This window comes from Pseudomonas sp. Irchel 3H3, from assembly GCF_900187635.1.
Taxonomy (GTDB): domain Bacteria; phylum Pseudomonadota; class Gammaproteobacteria; order Pseudomonadales; family Pseudomonadaceae; genus Aquipseudomonas.
The window spans coordinates 45,474-65,704 of record NZ_FYEC01000027.1 but is presented as its reverse complement, the minus strand read 5'-3'; the positions used below and the strand labels follow the sequence as shown (position 1 = coordinate 65,704).

The 20,231-nt window shown below is 64.6% G+C and carries 17 protein-coding genes; 11 read left to right on the top strand and 6 right to left on the bottom strand.

Annotation, left to right across the window (positions count from 1 at the left end; translation table 11 throughout):
- The first annotated feature begins 219 nt into the window (after positions 1-219).
- The 6 genes from CKW24_RS22750 (at position 220) to CKW24_RS22725 (ending at position 6,936) form a co-directional block, all read left to right on the top strand.
- Positions 220-1,119 carry an ABC transporter substrate-binding protein gene (locus CKW24_RS22750; protein WP_237234984.1) on the top strand — a complete coding sequence of 300 codons (900 nt, stop codon included), beginning with the start codon at positions 220-222 and terminating at the stop codon, positions 1,117-1,119.
- Positions 1,119-2,282 (top strand): phosphotransferase enzyme family protein, encoded by a 1,164-nt coding sequence (locus tag CKW24_RS22745; protein WP_095170414.1) that lies wholly within the window; start codon positions 1,119-1,121, stop codon positions 2,280-2,282. The genes CKW24_RS22750 and CKW24_RS22745 overlap by 1 nt, the downstream gene beginning before the upstream one ends.
- A complete protein-coding gene (locus tag CKW24_RS22740; protein ID WP_095170413.1) occupies positions 2,279-3,151 on the top strand; it encodes a sulfurtransferase in 873 nt (290 codons plus the stop codon). Before CKW24_RS22745 ends, CKW24_RS22740 begins: the two co-directional genes overlap by 4 nt.
- A gap of 127 nt (positions 3,152-3,278) precedes the next feature.
- A complete protein-coding gene (locus CKW24_RS22735; protein ID WP_095170412.1) occupies positions 3,279-5,468 on the top strand; it encodes a TonB-dependent siderophore receptor in 2,190 nt (729 codons plus the stop codon).
- A gap of 35 nt (positions 5,469-5,503) precedes the next feature.
- Positions 5,504-6,130: a nicotinamide riboside transporter PnuC gene (gene pnuC / locus CKW24_RS22730; protein ID WP_095170411.1), complete on the top strand. Its 627-nt coding sequence runs from the start codon at positions 5,504-5,506 to the stop codon at positions 6,128-6,130.
- A gap of 71 nt (positions 6,131-6,201) precedes the next feature.
- Entirely contained in the window at positions 6,202-6,936 is a 735-nt protein-coding gene (locus CKW24_RS22725; protein WP_095170410.1) for a UTRA domain-containing protein, read from the top strand.
- Positions 6,937-6,945: 9 nt separating this feature from the next.
- On the opposite strand, the gene CKW24_RS22720 is transcribed toward CKW24_RS22725, so the two are convergent.
- The 6 genes from CKW24_RS22720 to CKW24_RS22695 all read right to left on the bottom strand — a co-directional run bounded on the left by CKW24_RS22720 (position 6,946) and on the right by CKW24_RS22695 (position 13,390).
- Positions 6,946-7,413, bottom strand: coding sequence for a GNAT family N-acetyltransferase (locus CKW24_RS22720; protein WP_095170409.1), 468 nt, complete (start codon positions 7,411-7,413; stop codon positions 6,946-6,948).
- Between the two features lie 219 nt (positions 7,414-7,632).
- Positions 7,633-8,481, bottom strand: a complete 849-nt coding sequence (locus CKW24_RS22715) for an ureidoglycolate lyase (protein ID WP_095170408.1) — start codon at positions 8,479-8,481, stop codon at positions 7,633-7,635.
- Positions 8,482-8,520: 39 nt separating this feature from the next.
- Entirely contained in the window at positions 8,521-9,261 is a 741-nt protein-coding gene (locus tag CKW24_RS22710; protein ID WP_095170407.1) for an SDR family oxidoreductase, read from the bottom strand.
- On the bottom strand, positions 9,258-10,640 hold the full coding sequence (locus CKW24_RS22705; RefSeq protein ID WP_095170406.1) for an MFS transporter: 1,383 nt from the start codon (positions 10,638-10,640) through the stop codon (positions 9,258-9,260). Before CKW24_RS22705 ends, CKW24_RS22710 begins: the two co-directional genes overlap by 4 nt.
- Before the next feature lie 91 nt (positions 10,641-10,731).
- Positions 10,732-12,312, bottom strand: a complete 1,581-nt coding sequence (locus CKW24_RS22700; RefSeq protein ID WP_095170405.1) for an aldehyde dehydrogenase (NADP(+)) — start codon at positions 12,310-12,312, stop codon at positions 10,732-10,734.
- Positions 12,313-12,409: 97 nt separating this feature from the next.
- Positions 12,410-13,390 (bottom strand): LysR family transcriptional regulator, encoded by a 981-nt coding sequence (locus CKW24_RS22695; RefSeq protein ID WP_095170404.1) that lies wholly within the window; start codon positions 13,388-13,390, stop codon positions 12,410-12,412.
- A 113-nt stretch (positions 13,391-13,503) separates the two neighbouring features.
- Between CKW24_RS22695 and CKW24_RS22690 the strand changes: the two genes are divergently transcribed.
- The 5 genes from CKW24_RS22690 to CKW24_RS22670 all read left to right on the top strand — a co-directional run bounded on the left by CKW24_RS22690 (position 13,504) and on the right by CKW24_RS22670 (position 20,184).
- Positions 13,504-14,685: a fumarylacetoacetate hydrolase family protein gene (locus CKW24_RS22690; RefSeq protein WP_095170403.1), complete on the top strand. Its 1,182-nt coding sequence runs from the start codon at positions 13,504-13,506 to the stop codon at positions 14,683-14,685.
- Between the two features lie 49 nt (positions 14,686-14,734).
- Entirely contained in the window at positions 14,735-16,519 is a 1,785-nt protein-coding gene (locus CKW24_RS22685) for an IlvD/Edd family dehydratase (protein ID WP_095170402.1), read from the top strand.
- A gap of 429 nt (positions 16,520-16,948) precedes the next feature.
- Complete coding sequence (locus tag CKW24_RS22680; RefSeq protein ID WP_095170401.1) at positions 16,949-17,824, top strand: aromatic ring-hydroxylating dioxygenase subunit alpha; 876 nt, start codon at positions 16,949-16,951, stop codon at positions 17,822-17,824.
- Positions 17,821-19,533, top strand: a complete 1,713-nt coding sequence (locus CKW24_RS22675; RefSeq protein ID WP_095170400.1) for a Rieske 2Fe-2S domain-containing protein — start codon at positions 17,821-17,823, stop codon at positions 19,531-19,533. The genes CKW24_RS22680 and CKW24_RS22675 overlap by 4 nt, the downstream gene beginning before the upstream one ends.
- Positions 19,534-19,545: 12 nt before the next feature.
- Positions 19,546-20,184 carry a glutathione S-transferase family protein gene (locus CKW24_RS22670; RefSeq protein WP_095170399.1) on the top strand — a complete coding sequence of 213 codons (639 nt, stop codon included), beginning with the start codon at positions 19,546-19,548 and terminating at the stop codon, positions 20,182-20,184.
- Positions 20,185-20,231 lie beyond the last annotated feature (47 nt).

The following is a 20,231-nucleotide window of genomic DNA, read 5'->3' as shown; positions in this document are numbered from 1 at the left end:
TGGATATTCGACTGACAACTATCTAAATAACCCAAAGAAATAATCGTTCTAACAAGGACTCGATTATTTTCAGCAAACCGCTCTGGTGCAGGCTTCACCGGGATTATCGGGTATATCCATAGTGATAAAAGGTATTGGTATATACCAGATTCAGACCTTATAAATCGGCGCATTAAACGTTTGCACTGGAGTAGCAAATCGATGGTTGGTGTAAGGGTAATGCTCGAATACTTTCACCCCTGGCCTAATTCGGCAGGCCTGTACTTGGCCCGCGAACGCGGTTGGTACGCCGAGGCTGGGTTGGATGTCGAACTGGTAGTGCACGACCCCTGGCGCGGTGACACTCTCGAGCATCTGTTGACCGGGGCCGTGCACTTCGGATTGTTCCCCAGCAACCGCCTGCTGGTACGCCGCGCCCTGGGGCAACCGTTGCTGGGGGTAGCGGCGATCAACCATGCTGGCCTGGAATCGATCCAGACCCTCAGCGACTCCGGCATCCAGCGCCCACGGGACCTGGCGGGTCGGCGCCTGGCGCTCAATCCGACGCCCCGCGGCGTGGCCATGGTCCGGCATCTGATGCGGGTCGATGGCGGTGATCCCGACGCGCTGATCCTGGTGGACAGCGGCACCCGCGAGTTGCGGCCCGAACAACTGGCCGCCGGCCTCGCCGATGCCAGTTTTGGCGGCTACTGGGCCTGGGAAGCACTGATGGACAGCCCGATCGCCGCCGAGCGGCGCGTGGTCTGGCCGGTCGACGAGCTTGGCGCCCCGGCCTATCACAGCTACCTGCTGGGAGCCCACGAACAGACCCTGCTGGACCAGCCCGAACTGACCCGCGCCTTTCTCGCCGCCACCGCCCGTGGTTACCTGGCTGCGGCCGCCGACCCGGCCAGCGCGCTGCAGGCCTATGAAAGCGCCACCCCGTACTTCCCCCGCGAGCTGCTGGCGCAATCGCTGCACGCCATCGCGCCGACCTGGCTGCACCAGGGAACCTGGGGCCAACAACGCGATGCCTTGCTCGAACCCTACGCCCACTGGCTGCACGCCAACCACGTGCTGTCCGATGCCCAGGCCTGGCGCCAAGCCACCAGCAACGCCTTCCTGCCGGAGCCGCTGTGATGGCCGCACACCAGCCCTTCAGCGCCCACGGTCTGGGCCTGGAACCGGTGGCGGCGCAGTGGCCGCCGCTGCAGGCGGACGATGTCGCGCAACTGCTGCGCGGCTACCCGCAACTCGGCGCGCCGCTGCAACTGGACTGGCACAGCCCGCGGCCGTTCTCGGCCGCCAGCCTGGTCCAGACCCAAAACACCCGGGTGTTCGTCAAACGCCACCCACAACAGGTGCGCAACCCCGCCTGGCTGCGCGAAGAACACCGTTTCATGGCCCATCTGCGGCAACGCGGGGTGCCGGTGACCGAAGTGCTGGCCAACCGCGACGGCGACACGGCGATCGCTCAGGGCGAGTGGACCTACGAGGTGCATGCCCTGGCCGAAGGTCAGGACCTGTATCGCGACGCCTTGTCCTGGACGCCGTTTCTCAGCCAGCGCCACGCCTGGTCGGCCGGTCAATCGCTGGCCCGCTTGCACCGTGGCGCCGCGGACTTCCAGGCCCCGCCGCGCCAGGCCCAGGTGCTGCTGGCCAACTTCAAGCTGTGCAGCGGTCCGGACCTGGTCGCCAGCCTGCATACGTTCATCCAGCGCGACCCGGCACTGGCGGCCTATATGGACCGCCAGCCATGGCGCGACGAGTTGCTGCCCCTGCTGCTGCCCTGGCATCGCCCACTGCAACCACTGCTGGCCCGGCAACCCGGGTTATGGACCCATAACGACTGGCACGGCTCCAACCTGCTGTGGAGTTCCAGCACCGCCGACGCCCAGGTCAGCGGCGTGCTGGACTTTGGCCTGGCGGACCGCACCTTCGCCCTGTTCGACCTGGCCACCGCCATCGAACGCAACGCCATTCCCTGGCTGGAACTGGGCAGCGGCGGGTCTGCCCCGGCGGCCCTCGACGACATCGACGCCTTGCTGGCCGGTTATGCCAGTGTCCTGCCGCTGTCGGCGGCCGAGCTTCTGACCCTGGCCGCCCTGCTGCCCCTGGTGCATGTGGATTTCGCCCTGTCGGAGATCGCCTACTTCAACGGCGTGGTCGGTTGCGCTGCGAGTGCCGACATCGCATACAAGGCTTACCTGATCGGTCACACCCGCTGGTTTTCGACTGATGCCGGCCACTGCCTGCTCGAACATCTACGGCGTCGTGCCGCCACCCGGAGTCAAGGTTCATGAACCCACTGATCAGCCCCCAGCAACTGGCCAGCCTGATGGCCGAAGACGCCAACCTGCTGATCCTCGACGCCAGCGTCGAACTGCCGGCACCGCGTTTCGACCGCGACTACCAGGTCGCCAGCGGGCGCGACGGTTGGTATCAGGCCCACATCCCCGGTGCCCTGCACGCCGACCTGCTGCATGACCTGGCCCTGCCCGACGCCTCGTTCAGCTTTGCCCTGCCCGGTGTCGAACAACTGGCGAGCGCCCTGGCCCGGCTGGGCCTGGATGGCGCTCGCCAGGTGGTGATCTACGATCGCAGCGAAGGTTTCTGGGCCGCGCGCCTGTGGTGGATGCTGCGCAGCGTCGGGCTGGCGGCGCAGGTGCTGGACGGTGGTTTCAAGGCCTGGTGCGCAGCGGGTTTGCCCCAGGCGCAGGGTATTGAACCGGTGCTGCCGGTGGCCGCCATGCCGCTGTCAGCCCGGCCAGGCTTGTGGATCGAGCGTGACGGTGTGCAGGCGATGGTGTCCGGTGAGCGACCGGGACTGCTGGTGTGCGCCCTGTCCCAGGCATTGTTCGAAGGCAGTGCCGCGAGCCGTTACGCGCGGCGCGGGCACATCCCCGGCAGTCGCAACCTGCCAGCGCGGCAATTGCTCGACGCAGATGGCCGGTACCTGCCACGCGACCAGTTGCAACAGCAACTCGCTGCGCTACTGCTCGACGTGCCAGGGCCCTTGGTGCTGTATTGTGGCGGCGCAATTTCTGCGGCGGCCCTGGCCCTGGCGTTAACCCTGGTCGGCCGCGACGACGTGCTCTTGTATGATGGCTCGCTGCAAGAATGGGCCGCGGATTCAAACTTGCCGATGACCACCGGAGCAACTCCGGACTGATGCCCTCGGGGGCACGTATTTAACCTGATTTCCTGTTTTTTACCGCACAGCGCTTTCCTGGAGCGCACCTGGGCCCCTATGCCCGGTGTTCGCCTGCCCCGGGCTCGCAGTCATCAAGGAGTTTCACATGGATAGGCTTTACCGGACGTCCCCCCAGGACGGCTGCGCCCCGCGCTTTGCCTTCAATCAACTGACCCTCGGGCTGTTGCTGGCCAGCGCCCTGCCCTCGGTCCACGCTGCCGAGACCCTGCTGCCGGCCGTGACCGTGAATGCCGAGGACCACTCCGGCTACCAGGTGTCCGAGGCCGCTGTCGGTGGGTTCGACCCCGCGCCCTTGCTCGACACGCCGACCTCGATTGCGGTGATCAACGAAGCCCTGATCAAGGACCAGCAAGCACGCCTGCTCAGTGAAGTGTTGAAAAACGACGCCTCGGTGGGTGAAAGCTACGCACCGGTCGGCTACTACGAGAACTTCGTGGTACGCGGCTTCTCCCTGAACGCCGCCAGCAGCTACAAGATCAACGGCCGCACCATCACCGGCGAGCAGAACGTCGGCCTGGAAAACAAACAGCAGGTGGAACTGCTCAAGGGCCTGGCGGGCCTGCAAAGCGGGGTCAGCGAGCCCGGCGGGCTGATCAATTATGTGACCAAGCGGCCGACCGATGTGCACTCGGTCACGGTGTCCACCGACGATCGCGGCAGCGGTTACCTGGCCACCGACGTCGGTGGTTTTTTTGGCAGCGAACAACAGTTCGGCCTGCGCGCCAACCTGGCCCATGAAGACCTGCACTCCTACGTCGAGCACACCAACGGCCAGCGCGACTTTGCCTCCCTGGCGCTGGACTGGACCCTGAGCGACGCCGCGCTGCTGCAACTGGATGTCGAGTACCAGACCAAACAACAGCGTTCGGCACCGGGCTACCAGTTGCTCGGCGGCACCGAGTTGCCGCACCACGCCTCGCCCAAGCAGTTGCTGGCGCATCAGAGCGGCACGAAACCGGTGACCACCGATGCGCTGAACCTCAACGGCAACTTCGAGTACCGCTTCAGCGACACCTGGAAAGGCAACCTCAGCGCTTCGCGCAGCCGAGTGGTGATCGATGACTACAGCTCGTTCGCCTGGGGCTGCTACGGCGCCGCCAGTTGTGCCGGCGCGGCGGTGCCCAACTACTTCAGTCCCGAGGGTGACTACGACATCTATGACTTCCGCAGCCCCGACGACACCCGCCGCAACGACGAAGCCCAGGCCACCCTCAGCGGCACCTTCGACACGGCAGGCCTGGGCCACGAACTGACCGTCGGCAGCAGCGCATTTCGGCGGATCGTCGACAAGCGCGAGCCGATCAACGAGTGGATCGGCAGCGCCAACATCGCCAGCGAACCGGCCGATTTCCCGCGCTACGCGGGGCCGCTCAATGATTCGTATCGAAACCTGGACAGCCGCCAGTACGGGCTGTTCTTCAACGACCGGATCAGCTTCAACGAACAATGGCAGACCGTGCTGGGCGGGCGCGAAGTGCGCCTCGATGAAGAGACCTTCGACAGCGAGGGCGACACCACCCGCCACACCCAGCGCTACGAGTTCCTGCCCCAGGCCGCGCTGATCTACAAGCCGCTGCCGAACCTGGCGTTGTACAGCCGCTACAGCAAGGGCCTGTCCCTGGGTGGCGAGGCTCCGTGGTTTGCCAGCAATGCCTTCGAGATCCTCGCACCGACCGTGTCGCGGCAGATCGAGGCCGGGATCAAGTACGACTGGCAGCGCCTGAGCCTCGGCGCAGCGCTGTTCCAGATCCGCCAGGGCTATCAGTATTCCCGGCCCAATGCCGACGGCAGCTTCACCTACACCGAGCAGGGCGAGCAGAAGAACACCGGCCTGGAGCTCTCGGCCAATGGCTGGGCCAGCCAGCGCCTGCAGATCTCCGCCAGTGTCGCGGCGATCCGCTCGCGAGTCAGCGGCAGCGACACCCCGGCCTACGAAGGTCACCAGACCATCAACGTACCGAACCTGCGCGCCAGTCTTTATGGCGACTATGCCCTGCCGTGGGTCGACGGCCTGGCGCTGCTCGGCGGGGTGCAATACAGCGCCAGCAAATACGCCAGCCAGGAGGGCCAGGTCGAGGCCAGCGCCTACGCCGTGTTCAACATCGGTAGCCGCTACAGCACGCGCATCGACGGCTACGACACGGTGTTCCGCCTGACCGTCGATAACCTGTTCGACAAGCGCTACTGGCGCGATGTCGGGGAGTACATGGGCGACAACTACGTGTTCCAGGGTGCACCACTGACCGCCCGCTTGAGTGCATCGGTCAACTTCTGATCCGGCCCGCCAAGGCCACGCTTGAGGAAACCGCTATGTCCGATCTTGAAATCATCGCTGTCATTCTCAACCTCCTCGGCGTCTGGCTGACCGCCCGGCGCATCCGCTGGTGCTGGCCGGTCAGCGTGCTGGCGGTGCTGCTGTATGCCTGGATTTTCTACGACGCCAAGCTCTACTCCGACACCCTGTTGCAGGGCATCTTCGCCCTGCTGCAAGGCTACGGTTGGTGGCGCTGGAGCCAGGGCCACCTGGAACAAGGCAAGGTACGGGTGGCGCGGCTGCCCCTGGGCGAAGGCCTGCTCGGCTTGCTCTGCGGGGCCCTCGGTGCCGGGCTGCTCGGCGCCCTGATGCACACCTACACCGATGCTTCCGTGCCCTGGATGGACGCGTCGCTCACTGCCTTCAGCCTGGTCGCCAGCGTCTGGGCGGCACGCAAGTACGTGGTCAGTTGGTGGTTGTGGATCGTCCTCGACTGCCTGTATGTCGGCCTGTTCCTGTTCAAGGACCTGCGCCTGACCGCCGCGCTGTACGCCGGTTTTGTGCTGCTGGCGATCTACGGCCTGCGTGCCTGGCAGCAGGACCTGGCGCGCCAGGAACGGCCAGCGCCAGGGATTGCCGACGGCGGCGCGCAGCCCTCGACGGCTGGCCGGGCGATTGGTTAGTGTAGGTAACCCGTCGATGGTGTCCCCGGGCGCCATCGTCCTCTTCGATCCGCCATCGGGCGTCCCACGTCATGCCTTTTGACCCAGTCTCACCGCACTACCAGCGGATCCGCGAGCAGATCGCCCAGGACCTCGCCAACGGCATCCCCCAGGCCGACCAGAAGTTCCCTTCCGAACGGGACATGATCGAACGTTTCGGTTGCACCCGGGTGACCCTGCGCCAGGCCTTGCAGCGGTTGGAAGCCGAAGGCCGGGTGTACCGGGAGAATCGTCGCGGCTGGTTCGTCAGCCCGCAGCGCATCCGCTACGACCCGACGCGCATCAGTGGCTTCATGGACTACGTCAGTGCCCAGGGGCGCACACCGCGCACCGAATGCCTGCAGGCCGAATTGCGCCCGGCCGGCAGTTGGCTGGCCCGACGCATGGGGCTGGAGTCGGCACAAGAGCCGGTGTTTTTTCTTCAGCGCCGGCGCTGGATCGACCGGCGTCCGGTGCTGCTGGAATTCAACGCGCTGCTCGCCAGTTGGTGCCCGGGCCTGCTCGACGTCGACCTAGACAGCTCTCTGACCCGGGTCCTGCGCGAGCATTTTGCGCGAGTGCAATCGCGCTGCGAATTGCAGATGCACATCGGCACGGTCAATGAGCAACAGGCCGAACTGCTGCAACTGTCGCCGGGCTCCACCAGTGTCTACCTGGAGCGCCTGAACTTCGGCGAGGCCGACCAGCCGGTGGAGTTCGACCAGGAATTCTGGCGCCCCGACGCGCTGTCGGTGGTGATGGAGACGCGTTATCCCGGCAAGGATTGACGGCCGGGATCAGCCCAGCTGTTTCACCATCGGCACACAAGCCAGTTGCAGGCCCGAGGGTGAATGGTAGATGGACGTTTGCTCACCACGGTAACCGCAGCGCCGGTAGAAATCGGCAGCGTTCAATGTCGCGTCGAGCACCACCTGCTCCAGGCCCAACTGGTGTGCCAACTGCTCGAGGAATTCCAGGATCAACACGCCAATCCCCTGCTGCATGAACTCGGGCAGGACAAAGATCGCGCCGATTTCCCGCCGTGGCAGATCGAGCATGCCGGTGGCCACGGCCACGCCATCGACCCACCCCATGTAGAAGTGCGAGTCCATCAGCGCACTGTAGCCATCCGCCGCCGAGCCTGCGGTCCAGGTCAGCATCTGCTGCTCGGTATAGGCACCGATGCATTGGTGGCGGATCGCGCGCAGGCGAATCTCGAAAGCGGCCTGGGCGTCGTCCTGGGTGGCGCGGCGAATCTGCAACATGGGGTTCTCCATTGGCCAGCTTCGGACAGCGCAAAAAAAGCCCCGTCCATTGCTGGCGGGGCCTTGGGTCATAACGTCATATCCTGAACGCGCCTGACCTCATGACCCGCCAGCGGCGGTCATGGAGCAGCACATCATGTTCAGGCGGTGGGTTCTGGTCATGGCTCGATACTGTTGGCCCAGCCCCCCACCTGTCAATCCCACGGTGAGGGGTGAGGCTCAATCCGCCTGTACCGTCACCTGCAGCTGTTCGCCCAAGCCGGCGATGCCCAGGCGCATGGTCTGGCCGGGGCGCAGGTAGACGGGGTCGGGCTTGATGCCCAGGCCGACGCCCGGTGGGGTGCCGGTGGAGATGATGTCGCCAGGTTGCAGGCTCATGCAACGGCTCAGGTAGGCGATCAGTTGCGGCACGCTGAAGATCAGCGTGCGGGTGTTGCCTTTCTGGTAACGGTGACCGTCGACCTCCAACCACAAGTCCAGCGCATGGGGGTCGGCGATTTCATCGCGGGTGACCAGCCATGGGCCGATCGGGCCGAAGGTGTCGAAGCCCTTGCCCTTGTCCCAGGTGCCGCCGCGCTCCAACTGCCAGGCGCGCTCGGAGACATCGTTGATCACGCAGTAACCGGCGACGTGATCCATCGCATTAGCCTCATCGATGTAACGCCCGCCCTTGCCGATGACCACCCCCAGTTCGACTTCCCAGTCGGTCTTGAGCGAACCACGAGGGATCTCGATGTTGTCGTTGGGGCCGCAGATGGCGCTGGTCCATTTGCTGAAGATGATCGGCTCCTTGGGCACTTCCATGTTCGACTCGGCGGCATGGTCGGCGTAGTTCAGGCCGATGCAGATGAACTTGCCCACCTGGCCGACGCAGGCGCCGATCCGTGGCTGGCCTGGCACCCGCGGCAGGCTGGCGGGGTCGATCGCCGCCAGGGCCGCCAGACCCTGTGGAGTCAGGGTCTGCCCGGCGATGTCGGCAACGTGGCCAGAGAGGTCGCGAAGCTGTTGATTGGCATCCAGCAGGCCCGGTTTTTCCGAACCCTTGTCGCCATAACGCACTAATTTCATGTGTCGCTCCTGCTTCTAATTAAAGGTGCCGGGTGGCGCTCAGATACTCATGCCGCCATCGATGACATGCACGCCACCGGTGGTGTAGGCCGAGGCGTCGCTGCCCAGGTACAAGGCCAACTGGGCGATCTCCGTGGCGCTGCCGATGCGGCCCATGGGCTGGCGGTCGAGGAACTGTTGGTACACCTGCGCCTCGGCCACCCCCTGCTGCGTCGCCTGCTCGGCGATCCGCTGGCGCAGCGACGGCGACTCCACGGTGCCCGGGCATATTGCGTTGCAGCGAATGCCCTGGCCGATAAAGTCGGCGGCGACCGCCTTGGTCAGGCCCACCACCGCTGCCTTGCTCGCGGCATAGGCAAAACGCTTGGGCACACCCTTGACGCTGGAGACCACCGACGACATGTTGATGATCGAACCGCCGCCACGCTCGAGCATGCCCGGCAGCACCGCGCGGATCATCCGGTACATGGCGGTCACGTTGATGTCCATGGACCGGGCCCAGGCCGCTTCATCGCACTCCAGGATGTTGCCGCTGTGCACATACCCGGCGCAATTGAACAGCACATCCAGGCCACCGATCCGCTGGCAGGCCTCGCTGATGGCGCCGGCCGAAGTGACGTCCAGGGTCAGGGCTTCGATACCCGGAATCCCTTGCAGCCCGCGCACCTCGATATCACTGGCGAACACCTGCGCACCCGCCTCGGCAAAGGCGATGGCACTGGCCAGCCCGATGCCCTGCCCGGCCGCCGTCACCAGCACCCGCTTGTTGTGCATCTTCATACTCGCTCCACGTTAGCGCTGCTAGCCGCGGTTTTCGCCGTCCGGCCGAGCATCGCCGCAGGGATCGCCAGGATCAACGCGCCGCTGATGAACAGACACACCGCCAGCACGTAAGTACCGTTGTTGATGTTGCCCGTGAGGTTCTCGGCCACGGCGGTGATCATCGAGCCGGTGAAGCCGGACAGGTTGCCGATGGCGTTGATCATGCCGATCCCGGCTGCTGCCGCCACACCCGACAGCACGGTACCTGGCAAGGTCCAGAAAATCGGCATCAGGCTGAGAATCCCCGAGGCGGCGACGCTGAGGAACAGCACGGAGAGCATCAGGTTATCGGCAAAAAAGGCACTGAGGATCAGCCCGGCGCCGCCGATGAAGGCCGGAATCGCCGCATGCAGCCGGCGCTCGCCGGTTCGGTTGGAGTGGCGTGCGTTGAGCAGCATCGCCACCGTGGCCACCGCATAGGGAATCGCGGTCAGCAGGCCAATGTGCAGGCTGTTGGTGATGCCGGTGCTCTTGATGATCGATGGCATCCAGAACGCCAGGCCATAGAAGCCGGTGTTGAAGGTCAGCAGGATCAGCACCAGCAACCACACGCGCGGGTTGAAGAACACCTCGCCCAGGCGCGACACCTTGCCCTGGCTGTCGGTCTGCAGGTTGGCCTTGAGCATGGCTTTCTCGGCGGCTGACAGCCACTTGGCCTTGTCGATGTTGTCGGCCAGGCAAACGATGACCACAAAGGCCATGATGATCGAAGGAATGCCCTCGATGATCAGCATCCACTGCCAGCCCGACAGCCCATGCACCCCTTGCATGCTGTTCATCAGCCAGCCGGAGAGGATTCCGCCGAGGGTCAGGCTGATCGGCATGGCCATCAGGAACCCGGACATCACCCGGCTCTGGCGATGGGTCGGGAACCAGTAGTTGAGGTACAGGATCACCCCGGGAAAGAAGCCCGCTTCACAGATCCCCAGCAGGAATCGCAGCACATAGAACATGGTGCTCGACTCAAGCCCGAAGAACCCCGCCAGCGGCACCGTATAGGCCACCGCCATGGAGATCACCGCCCAGCTGAGCATGATCCGCGCGATCCAGAAGCGCGCGCCGAAGCGATGCAGCAACAGGTTGCTGGGCACTTCAAAGAGGAAGTAGCCCCAGAAGAACATGCTGGCGCCAAGGGCGTAGACGGTGTTGCTGAATTGCAGCTCGTTGAGCATGTCGAGCTTGGCGAAGCCGATGTTGACCCGGTCCAGGTAGGCGGCCATGTAGCACAGCAGCAGCACCGGCAGGATGCGCCAGATCACTTTGCGGTAGGTGCGGTCTTCAAAGTCGAGTTCGCTGGCTTGCGCCTGCGCGGGCAGATGCTCGGATATCGTTTGCATGGAGATAACCCCTGGGCATGTGGACATGCCTGATTGTTTTTATCGAATGGGTCACGCCGGGCGAGCAATTCACCCGGCGATGCAGCGTGGACTAGAGTGCCTGGGTGGTTTTTTCTCCGTTGACCAGGCGCGTCAGCCCCAATGGATTGCTGTTGCGCAGCGCTTCGGGAAGCAAGGCATCCGGGAAGTTCTGGTAGCACACCGGACGCAGGAAACGGTCGATGGCCAGGGTGCCCACCGAGGTGCCACGGGCGTCGGAAGTTGCCGGCCAAGGGCCGCCGTGGACCATGGCGTCACACACTTCGACGCCGGTCGGGTAACCGTTGACCAGCACCCGGCCGACTTTCTGCGCCAGCAACGCCACCAGGTCGGCAGCGTGTGCCAGCTCGTCCGGCTCACCCAGCAGGGTGGCGGTCAGTTGCCCGCGCAGGCCCTGCAAGGCCGCCAGCAATTCAGCGCGATCAGCCACTTCCACCACCACGGTGGCCGGCCCGAAGATTTCTTCCTGCAGCAGTTCATCACCACTGAGCAGCAATTGGACGTCGGCCAGGAACAGTTGCGCCCGGGCTTGATTGCCCTCCTGCGCCTGCCCGGCCAGGTGCGTGACCTGGGGATGGGCGCGCAAGGTGGCGCAGCCTTCGACGTAACTGCGCAGGCCGCCCGCGTTGAGCATGGTTTGCCCAGGCTGTTCGGCGATCAGCACGCTGAGCGATTGCAGGAAGGCGCTGAACGCTGGCGAACGAATGCCGATCACCAGGCCCGGATTGGTACAGAACTGCCCGGCGCCCATCACCACCGAGGCGGCCAGTTCGCGGGCGATCTGCTCGCCGCGCACCTGCAGCGCCTGCGGCAGCACCAGCACCGGATTGATGCTGCTCATCTCGGCGAACACCGGGATCGGTTGCGCCCGGGCAGCAGCCATGTCGCACAGCGCCCGGCCGCCCTTGAGCGAGCCGGTGAAGCCGACCGCCTGGATCAGCGGATGCTTGACCAGCGCCTCACCGACGCCGGCACCGAAGATCATGTTGAACACCCCGGCCGGCATGCCGGTCTTCTCGGCGGCGCGAATGATTGCCAAGGCCACCTGCTCGGCCGTCGCCATGTGCCCGCTGTGGGCCTTGAACACCACCGGGCAGCCAGCGGCCAGGGCCGCAGCGGTGTCGCCACCGGCGGTGGAAAAGGCCAGGGGAAAGTTGCTGGCACCAAACACCGCGACCGGGCCGACGCCCAGGCGGCACTGACGCAGATCGACCCGTGGCAGAGGCTGGCGCTGGGGCAGCGGCAAATCGATCCGCGCACCGAGGAAGTCACCACGGCGCAAGGTCTGGGCGAACAGGCGCATCTGCCCGCTGGTGCGGGCCCGTTCGCCTTGGATGCGCGCCGCTGGCAAGGCGGTTTCGCTGCAGACCAGGGCGACGAATTGCTCGTCCAGGGCATCCAGCTCGCTGGCGATGGTGTCGAGGAATTCGGCCCGGCGCTCGGCCGGCAAATTGCTGTAGATCGCGCTGGCCTGATGGGCCGCCGTGGCAGCAGCGTGCACTTCCTCGGCCGAGGCCTGGATAAAGGCGATGGGCAGCGGCTGCCCGGTAGTCGCATCAACGCTGTGCAGGACCACGGAGCCGGCGGCGCTACGGCCACCGGCGATGAAGTTGTGACCAGACAGTTCGGGCATGACAGTCTCCTGACCCAGAGTGAAATCTGGTCGGTACTCTACTGCCGCGAATCGATTCTTTCCCAATGGCATTTTTGGATTAACCGATAACCAAGCGTTATCGAGTTTCACCTGCGACTGCCGCATTTTCAGCCACCTGGTCCCTGGCCAGGCGGGCGTTGTCCGTGAGGATCTGCGCGAACTCCAGGGCCGCCCCCACCAGTTGCTCGCCCTTGCGGGTGAGGATGCCGTAGTCCTGTGGCGCCAGGTGCAGCGGCGTGTCGAGGGCTTTCAACTGGCCGTTTTCCAGGAGTGGATAGACCATGGCATCCGGCAGCATGCCGATCATCGGCCCGCGCTGCAGGACCTGGAGAAAGGTCTGCATCGAGATGGTGTCGACGGTATTGCGCGGCAGCGCCACCCCAGCCTCGGCGAAGGCCAGTTCCATGCGCGCACGAATCGGCGTGCCCACCGGGTACAGAATCCACGGCAGGTCCACCAACTGCTGCAAGGAGATTGGCCCGGCGTCTGCCAGCGGGTGGCGGCTGTTGACCACGATGCAGAACGGTTCCGGGGCTAGCGGCTGGAAGTCGTAGCGTTGCTCCTGGCTGTGCTCGGTGAACCGGGCCACCGCCAGGTCGAGTTTTTTCTCTTCGAGCATCTCCATCAGGTGGTTGCTGGTCTGCTCCACCACTTCGATCGACAACAGCGGCCAGCGCTGCTTGATCTGCAGAATCGCCTCGGGCAGGGCGATGGCGGTGGCGGCAAAAATCCCGCCGACCTTGAGATGACCATGGCCGCCCTCACGCAGGCTGCCGATCTGCTCGACGAACGAACGTGCGTCATTCAGAGCGATCTGCGCATACCGCAAGACATGCTCGCCCAGCGCCGTGGGCGGCATACTGCGCGGCTGGCGCTCGAACAAGGCAAACCCCAGCAGGCTTTCGATTTCCTTGAGCATCTTGCTGATAGCCGGCTGGCTGAGGTTCATCTGCTGCGCCGCCAGGTGCATGTTGCGGGTGCGGCCCAGGGTGTCGATCAGCAGCAGATGGCGGAATTTGAGCCAGCCGCAGAAGCTGGAGAATGACAGTTCGGACATGGGTGTGCCTCGTCAAACAATAACCAGGAGTTATCGATTACTGAAAATATCTCATTGGAGTTTATCGAGTGCCAGTCATAGCGTGAAGCCTTTACGGACCAGGAAGATTTGCCATGTCGTTACTGCTTACTCCCGAGAACACCCTGCCGGTCGATGGCGTGGCCGGTACCTTGATTGGTCGCGCCTGGGTTCCAGGGCCGATTGCCGGCCCTTCGCTGATTGTCCTGCGGGCCGATGGCGTGTTCGATCTGTCGCAGCGCTTCGCGACCCTGAGTGACTTGCTGGAGTCGGACGCGCCCCTGGCCGAAGTACGCCAAACCCCTGGCACGTTCCTGACCAGCGTCGAAAGCCTGTTGGCCAATACCGGCCCTGATGCCGACCCGAGCCAACCCTACCTGCTGCCACCGCTGGACCTGCAAGTGATCAAGGCCGCTGGCGTGACCTTCGCCGCGAGCATGATCGAGCGCGTCATCGAAGAGCAGGCCGGTGGCGATGCTGGCAAGGCCGAGCAGGTGCGGGCTATCGTCCATGGGGTAATTGGCGACAACCTGCGCTCGATCGTGCCCGGCTCCGCACAAGCGGCGCAGTTGAAGGCACTGTTGATCGAGCAAGGCATGTGGTCGCAGTACCTGGAAGTGGGCATCGGCCCGGACGCGGAAATCTTCACCAAGGCGCCGGTGCTCGCCGCCGTCGGCAGCGGCAGCCAGATCGGCATACATCCCGGCTCGATCTGGAACAACCCGGAGCCGGAAGTGGTGCTGGCGGTCAACAGCCGCGGGCAGATCCACGGCGCAACCCTGGGCAACGACGTCAACCTGCGGGATTTCGAGGGTCGCAGCGCGCTGTTGCTGAGCAAGGCCAAGGACAACAATGCGTCCTGCGCCATCGGCCCGTTCATTCGCCTGTTCGACGAGCAGTTCAGCCTGGACGATGTGCGCGCCTGTGTGGTCGACCTGCAGGTCGAGGGCACGGACGGCTACCGGATGCACGGTTCCAGTTCCATGAGCCAGATCAGCCGTGATCCCGAGGACCTGGCCGGGCAGACCCTCAACGCCAATCACCAATATCCCGACGGTTTCCTGCTGTTTCTCGGTACCCTGTTCGCCCCGACCGAGGACCGTGATCACGTCGGCAGCGGCTTTACCCACAAACTGGGCGACCAGGTACGCATCAGCAGCCCGTTGCTCGGCAGCCTGCACAACCGCGTGACCCACAGTTCTGCCGCCACGCCCTGGACCTTTGGCGTCGGCGCCTTGTTGCGCAACCTGGCGTCCCGAGGCCTGCTCGCCCGCTAAAGCCCGACGCCGGTTGTCGATTCATCCAATTATAAGAGAGCTATGAATCATGAGTGACACCCCGAAACGCCCGCTGCGTAGCGAGCAATGGTTCAACGACCCGGCCCACGCCGACATGACGGCGCTGTATGTCGAGCGCTACATGAACTACGGCATGACCCGTGAAGAGCTGCAATCGGGTCGCCCGATCATCGGCATCGCCCAGACCGGCAGCGACCTGACGCCCTGCAACCGGCACCACCTGGAGCTGGCGCAACGGGTCAAGGCCGGGATCCGTGATGCCGGCGGCATTCCCATGGAATTCCCGGTGCACCCGATTGCCGAGCAGACTCGCCGTCCCACCGCAGCGCTGGACCGCAACCTGGCCTACCTGGGGCTGGTGGAAATCCTCCACGGCTATCCACTCGATGGCGTAGTACTGACCACCGGGTGCGACAAGACCACGCCGGCCTGCCTGATGGCGGCCGCGACCACCGACCTGCCGGCGATTGTGCTGTCGGGCGGGCCGATGCTCGACGGTCACCACAAGGGTGAACTGATTGGCTCCGGCACCGTGCTCTGGCATGCGCGCAACCTGCTCGCCGCCGGCGATATCGACTACGAAGGCTTCATGGAAATGACCACCGCGGCGTCGCCTTCGGTGGGTCACTGCAACACCATGGGCACGGCCTTGTCGATGAACGCCCTGGCCGAGGCACTGGGTATGTCCCTGCCCGGCTGCGCGAGCATTCCGGCGCCCTATCGCGAGCGCGGCCAGATGGCCTATGCCACCGGCAAGCGCATCTGCGAGCTGGTGCGCCAGGATGTGCGACCGTCGCAGATCATGACCCGCGAAGCCTTCGAGAACGCCATTGCCGTGGCCTCGGCCCTGGGCGCCTCGAGCAATTGCCCACCGCACCTGATCGCCATCGCCCGGCACATGGGCGTCGAGCTGAGCCTGGATGACTGGCAACGGATTGGCGAAGACGTGCCGCTGCTGGTCAACTGCATGCCGGCCGGCAAGTACCTGGGCGAAGGTTTCCACCGCGCCGGCGGCGTACCGGCGGTGATGCACGAACTGCAAAAGGCCGGTCGCCTGCACGAGGACTGCGCCTCCGTCAGCGGCCAGACCATCGGCGAGATCGTACGCAGCACCCTGACCAGCAACACCGACGTGATCCACCCCTTCGACACTCCGCTCAAGCACCGCGCCGGCTTCATCGTGCTCAGCGGCAACTTCTTCGACAGCGCGATCATGAAGATGTCGGTGGTGGGCGAAGCGTTCCGCAAGACCTACCTGTCGGAACCCGGCGCGGAGAACAGCTTCGAAGCCCGGGCCATCGTGTTCGAGGGGCCGGAGGACTATCACGCGCGGATCAACGACCCAGCGTTGGAAATCGACGAGCGCTGCATCCTGGTGATCCGTGGCGTCGGCACCGTGGGTTACCCCGGCAGTGCCGAGGTGGTGAACATGGCCCCACCCGCGGCGCTGATCAAGCAAGGCATCGACTCCCTGCCGTGCCTGGGCGACGGCCGCCAGAGCGGTACTTCGGCCAGCCCGTCGATCCTCAACATGTCCCCGGAAGCCGCCGTGGGCGGTGGCCTGGCCCTGCTGAAAACCAATGACCGGCTGAGCGTCGACCTCAATGCGCGGACGGTCAACCTGCTGGTCGACGAAGCCGAAATGGCCCGTCGCCGAGCAGCCTGGGAGCCAAACATCCCGGCCTCGCAAACCCCGTGGCAGGAACTCTACCGGCAACTGGTCGGGCAACTGTCCACCGGCGGCTGCCTGGAACCGGCCACCCTGCACCTGCGCATCATCGCCCGCAGCGGCGAGCCACGGCATTCTCACTAAGGGGAAGACTGGACCGGCCTCATCGCGAGCAAGCCGCAAGCGGGCGCCCGGTCCCACAGGTTTGGCGGCTGTACGCAAAACCTGCGAACACCCAAAACCACTGTAGGAGCGAGCCTGCTCGCGATGGCGGTGGGTCAGGCACTATCAATGTTGAAAATTCCGGCCCCATCGCGAGCAGGCTCGCTCCTACAGTGGTTGGGCTGCCTGCAGATTTCGCATACACCCCGCAAACCTTTGTAGGACCGGGCGCCCGCTTGCGGCTTGCTCGCGATGGCGGTGGGTCAGGTATCGGCGATGTTGGCGGTGCCTACCCGGTCATTTTTCCAGGTAGTATTTTTTTTCATACCAGCCATTAGCATTACTCGTTAGTTTCATGCCGTGGATTTCTCTACTGTCGGGGAAAAACAAAAATCCGCCGGTGAGGAACCTATGAGCATCGAATCGAGCATCTGGAACCAGTGGTATCCACTGGCCGTCGTGGAAGACCTGGTCGATGGCAGGATTTACCGTACGCAGCTGTTGGGCCACGAGATCCGCTTTGGTCGCGACGGCGCGGGCCACTTCAGCGCCATCCGTGCCGACGACAGCGGCGCGCCTTGTCGCACCACGACCCTGTATCACACCCATTGGGTCTGCCTGGGCGAACCCGACGCGGAATTTTTCCAGATAGCGGAGTTCGATGAACCAGACCGCCGGGTGCTGGGGGCCGGTTCGATGAAGGTACATGCCTCAGGCCTGCGCGTGGTGGAAAACTTTCTCGACATGGCGCACTTCCCCTACGTCCATACCGGCTTTCTCGGGGCCGAACCCTACACCGATATCAGCACTTATAAGGTAGAGGTCGACCAGGAGCGGGACGAGATCCTGGCCACCGACTGCCGCATATTCCAGCCCATGGCAGCCGCCGGGTCGAAACAAGCGATCGAGGCGCACTACGTGTACCGCGTGACCCGCCCCTTCGTCGCCATTCTGTACAAGACCAGCCCCGAGCAGCCAGAGCGACGCGACGCCATCTGCCTGTTTGTCCAGCCGCTGGATGAAGAGTGGTGCATCGCCCACGTGGTCCTGGCCTATGTCGACGCCACCAGCAGCGACCGCGATCTGCGCCTGTTCCAGCAGACCATTTTCAGCCAGGACCTGATGATCCTCTCCAACCACCTGCCCCGGACCCTGCCCCTGGACCCGAAATTCGAGATCCCGACCCGGGCCGACGCGATGTCCAGTGCCTATCGCCGCTGGTTGCGCGACAAGGGCATTCGCTACGGCACTTACCAGCCGACACAGGCTGCAGGAGGCCAGCCATGAAGCAGACCGATAATCGTTGGCACCCGGTGGCGCAGAGCAGCGACCTGGCCCCGCACCATGTGTTTCACGGTCAGTTGCTCGGGGTGGAACTGGCGCTCTGGCGCGATGACGAGCAGCGGGTCAACGCCTGGGAAAACCGCTGCCCGCACCGCAGCGTGCGTTTCACCCTGGGCGTCAACCTCGGCTCCCGGCTGCGCTGCCAATACCACGGCTGGCAGTACCAGGGCGGTGATGGCCGCTGCACGCTGATTCCGGCGGCCTCGCAAAGCACCCCGCCGGCCAGCGTGTGCGCGCGGACCTTTGCGGTGAGCGAAGCGCACGGGATGATTTGGGTCAACCTGCAGGCGCAACAGGCTCAAGAACTGCCAGCAGCGGCTTTGCCACCCCTGGCTTTGCACCTGCGCAGCCTGCCCTTCCAGGCCGCCCTCGACGACGTGCGCCAGGCCTTGGCCGGTTACGCCCAACTGGATCCGGACTGCCAGCTCGACTCGGTGCAACTGCAACAGACCGACAACACATTGCAACTGTCCTGGCGCAGCGCCGAGCAGCCCTGCCAGGTGCAATTCTGGCTACAGCCGGCGAGTGCCGAGCGCACCATCGTGCACAGCAGCACTCTCCCTGGGCGCCCCGGCATCGACCCACTGCGCTGGCATAACCGGATCCTCAACGTGCTGCGCCAGCGCCTGGAAAACCAGGCCGGACTGATCGCGACCAGCCGGCCCCCTGACAGCCTGCGCATCGCGCCCACCCCAGTGGTACGCCGTCCGGCGCAAACCCTGGAAGTCGAAGTGCTGCAGCACTGGACCACCGCCAGCGAGATCGTCGCCCTCAAGCTGGCCCTGCCCGCCGATGGCGGTTTCAGCTTCGAAGCAGGTGCCCACATCGATGTACATACACCCGGCGGGCTGGTGCGCCAGTACTCGCTGGTCAACGCCCCCGACGAGCGTGAGCACCTGGTGATCGGGGTCAAGCTGGAGGCGCAGTCGCGTGGTGGTTCTCGTTCGATGCACCACGACCTCAAAGCCGGTGAGCGCCTGCGCATCTCGGCGCCGAAGAATAATTTTCGCCTGGTCCCAGGCACCGCCGGGATTCTGATTGCCGGCGGGATCGGCATCACCCCGCTGCTGGCCATGGGCGCGGCCCTGCAGGCCGCCGAGCGGCCCTACGAGTTGCATTATTTCGTGCGCAGCGAGTTCCACGTGGCGTTCCCCGAGCGCCTGCATCAGCTGCGGCACAACTGCATCCACACCGGCCTGGACCCGCAGCAGACCCGCGAACGCCTGCGCATCGTGCTGCAACAGGCGAGTGCCGGCACCCACCTGTATGTCTGCGGCCCCAAGGCCCTGATCGACCTGGTCAGCACCCTGGCCAGCGAAGCCGGCTGGAGCGAGAGCCAGGTGCACTTCGAACTGTTCGCCAACGAGGTCAGCCACGACCACGACCACCCCTTCCGTGTACGCCTGCAACGCAGCGGCGAGGAATTTACCGTAGCGGCCGGCGTCAGCCTGGCGGACAGCCTCAAGGCCCGCGGGATAACGCTGGACACCTCGTGCGAACAAGGTGTGTGCGGGACCTGCCGCACTGCGGTGGTGGATGGCGAACCGGAGCACCGCGACGTCTACCTGACCCGCGAAGAGCGGCAAGCCAACCGCTGCCTGATGCCTTGTGTATCGCGCAGCAAATCCGAGCTGTTGGTGCTCGATCTTTAAGGGAGCAGGCAGGTGATCACACTCTACAACTACGAGCTGTCCGGAAACTGCTACAAGCTGCGCCTGTTCATGAACCTGCTGGGCGTGAGTTTCAGCACGGTGGACCTGGAGTTCTACCCGGGCAAGGAGCACAAGGGCGAGGCCTTCCTGGCCATCAACCCCCTCGGCCAGTTGCCGGTGCTCGACGACGACGGATATGTCCTGCGCGACGCCCAGGCGATCCTCACCTACCTGGCCGCCCGCTACGATGCCAGCGGCGCCTGGTACCCGGTGCAGGACGCGCGCCGCCTGGGCGAGGTCAACATGTGGCTGGCGTTTGCCGACAGCATCACAGCCACTGCCTCGGCCGCGCGCCTGGCGGCTGTTTTCAACTATGATCTTGACGCCGAAAAAGCCCGCGACGGCGCCCACGCCCTGTTCCGCATCCTCGACGAACAACTGTGGTTCAGCGAGCGGCAACACCAGGGATGGGTCTGCAGCGGACCTTTGCCGACCGTGGCCGACATCGCCTGCTTTCCCTATGTGATGTTGTCCGACGAGGCTGGCATCAGCCTGATCGACTACCCCGCGATCCGGCGCTGGACCGACCGGATCAAACGCTTGCCCGGTTTCACTGTGATGTCGGGGATTTTCGCCACTGCAACCGCCTGACCCATGTTCGACTCGAATCAAACCAAAAAAATATAACAACAACAAAC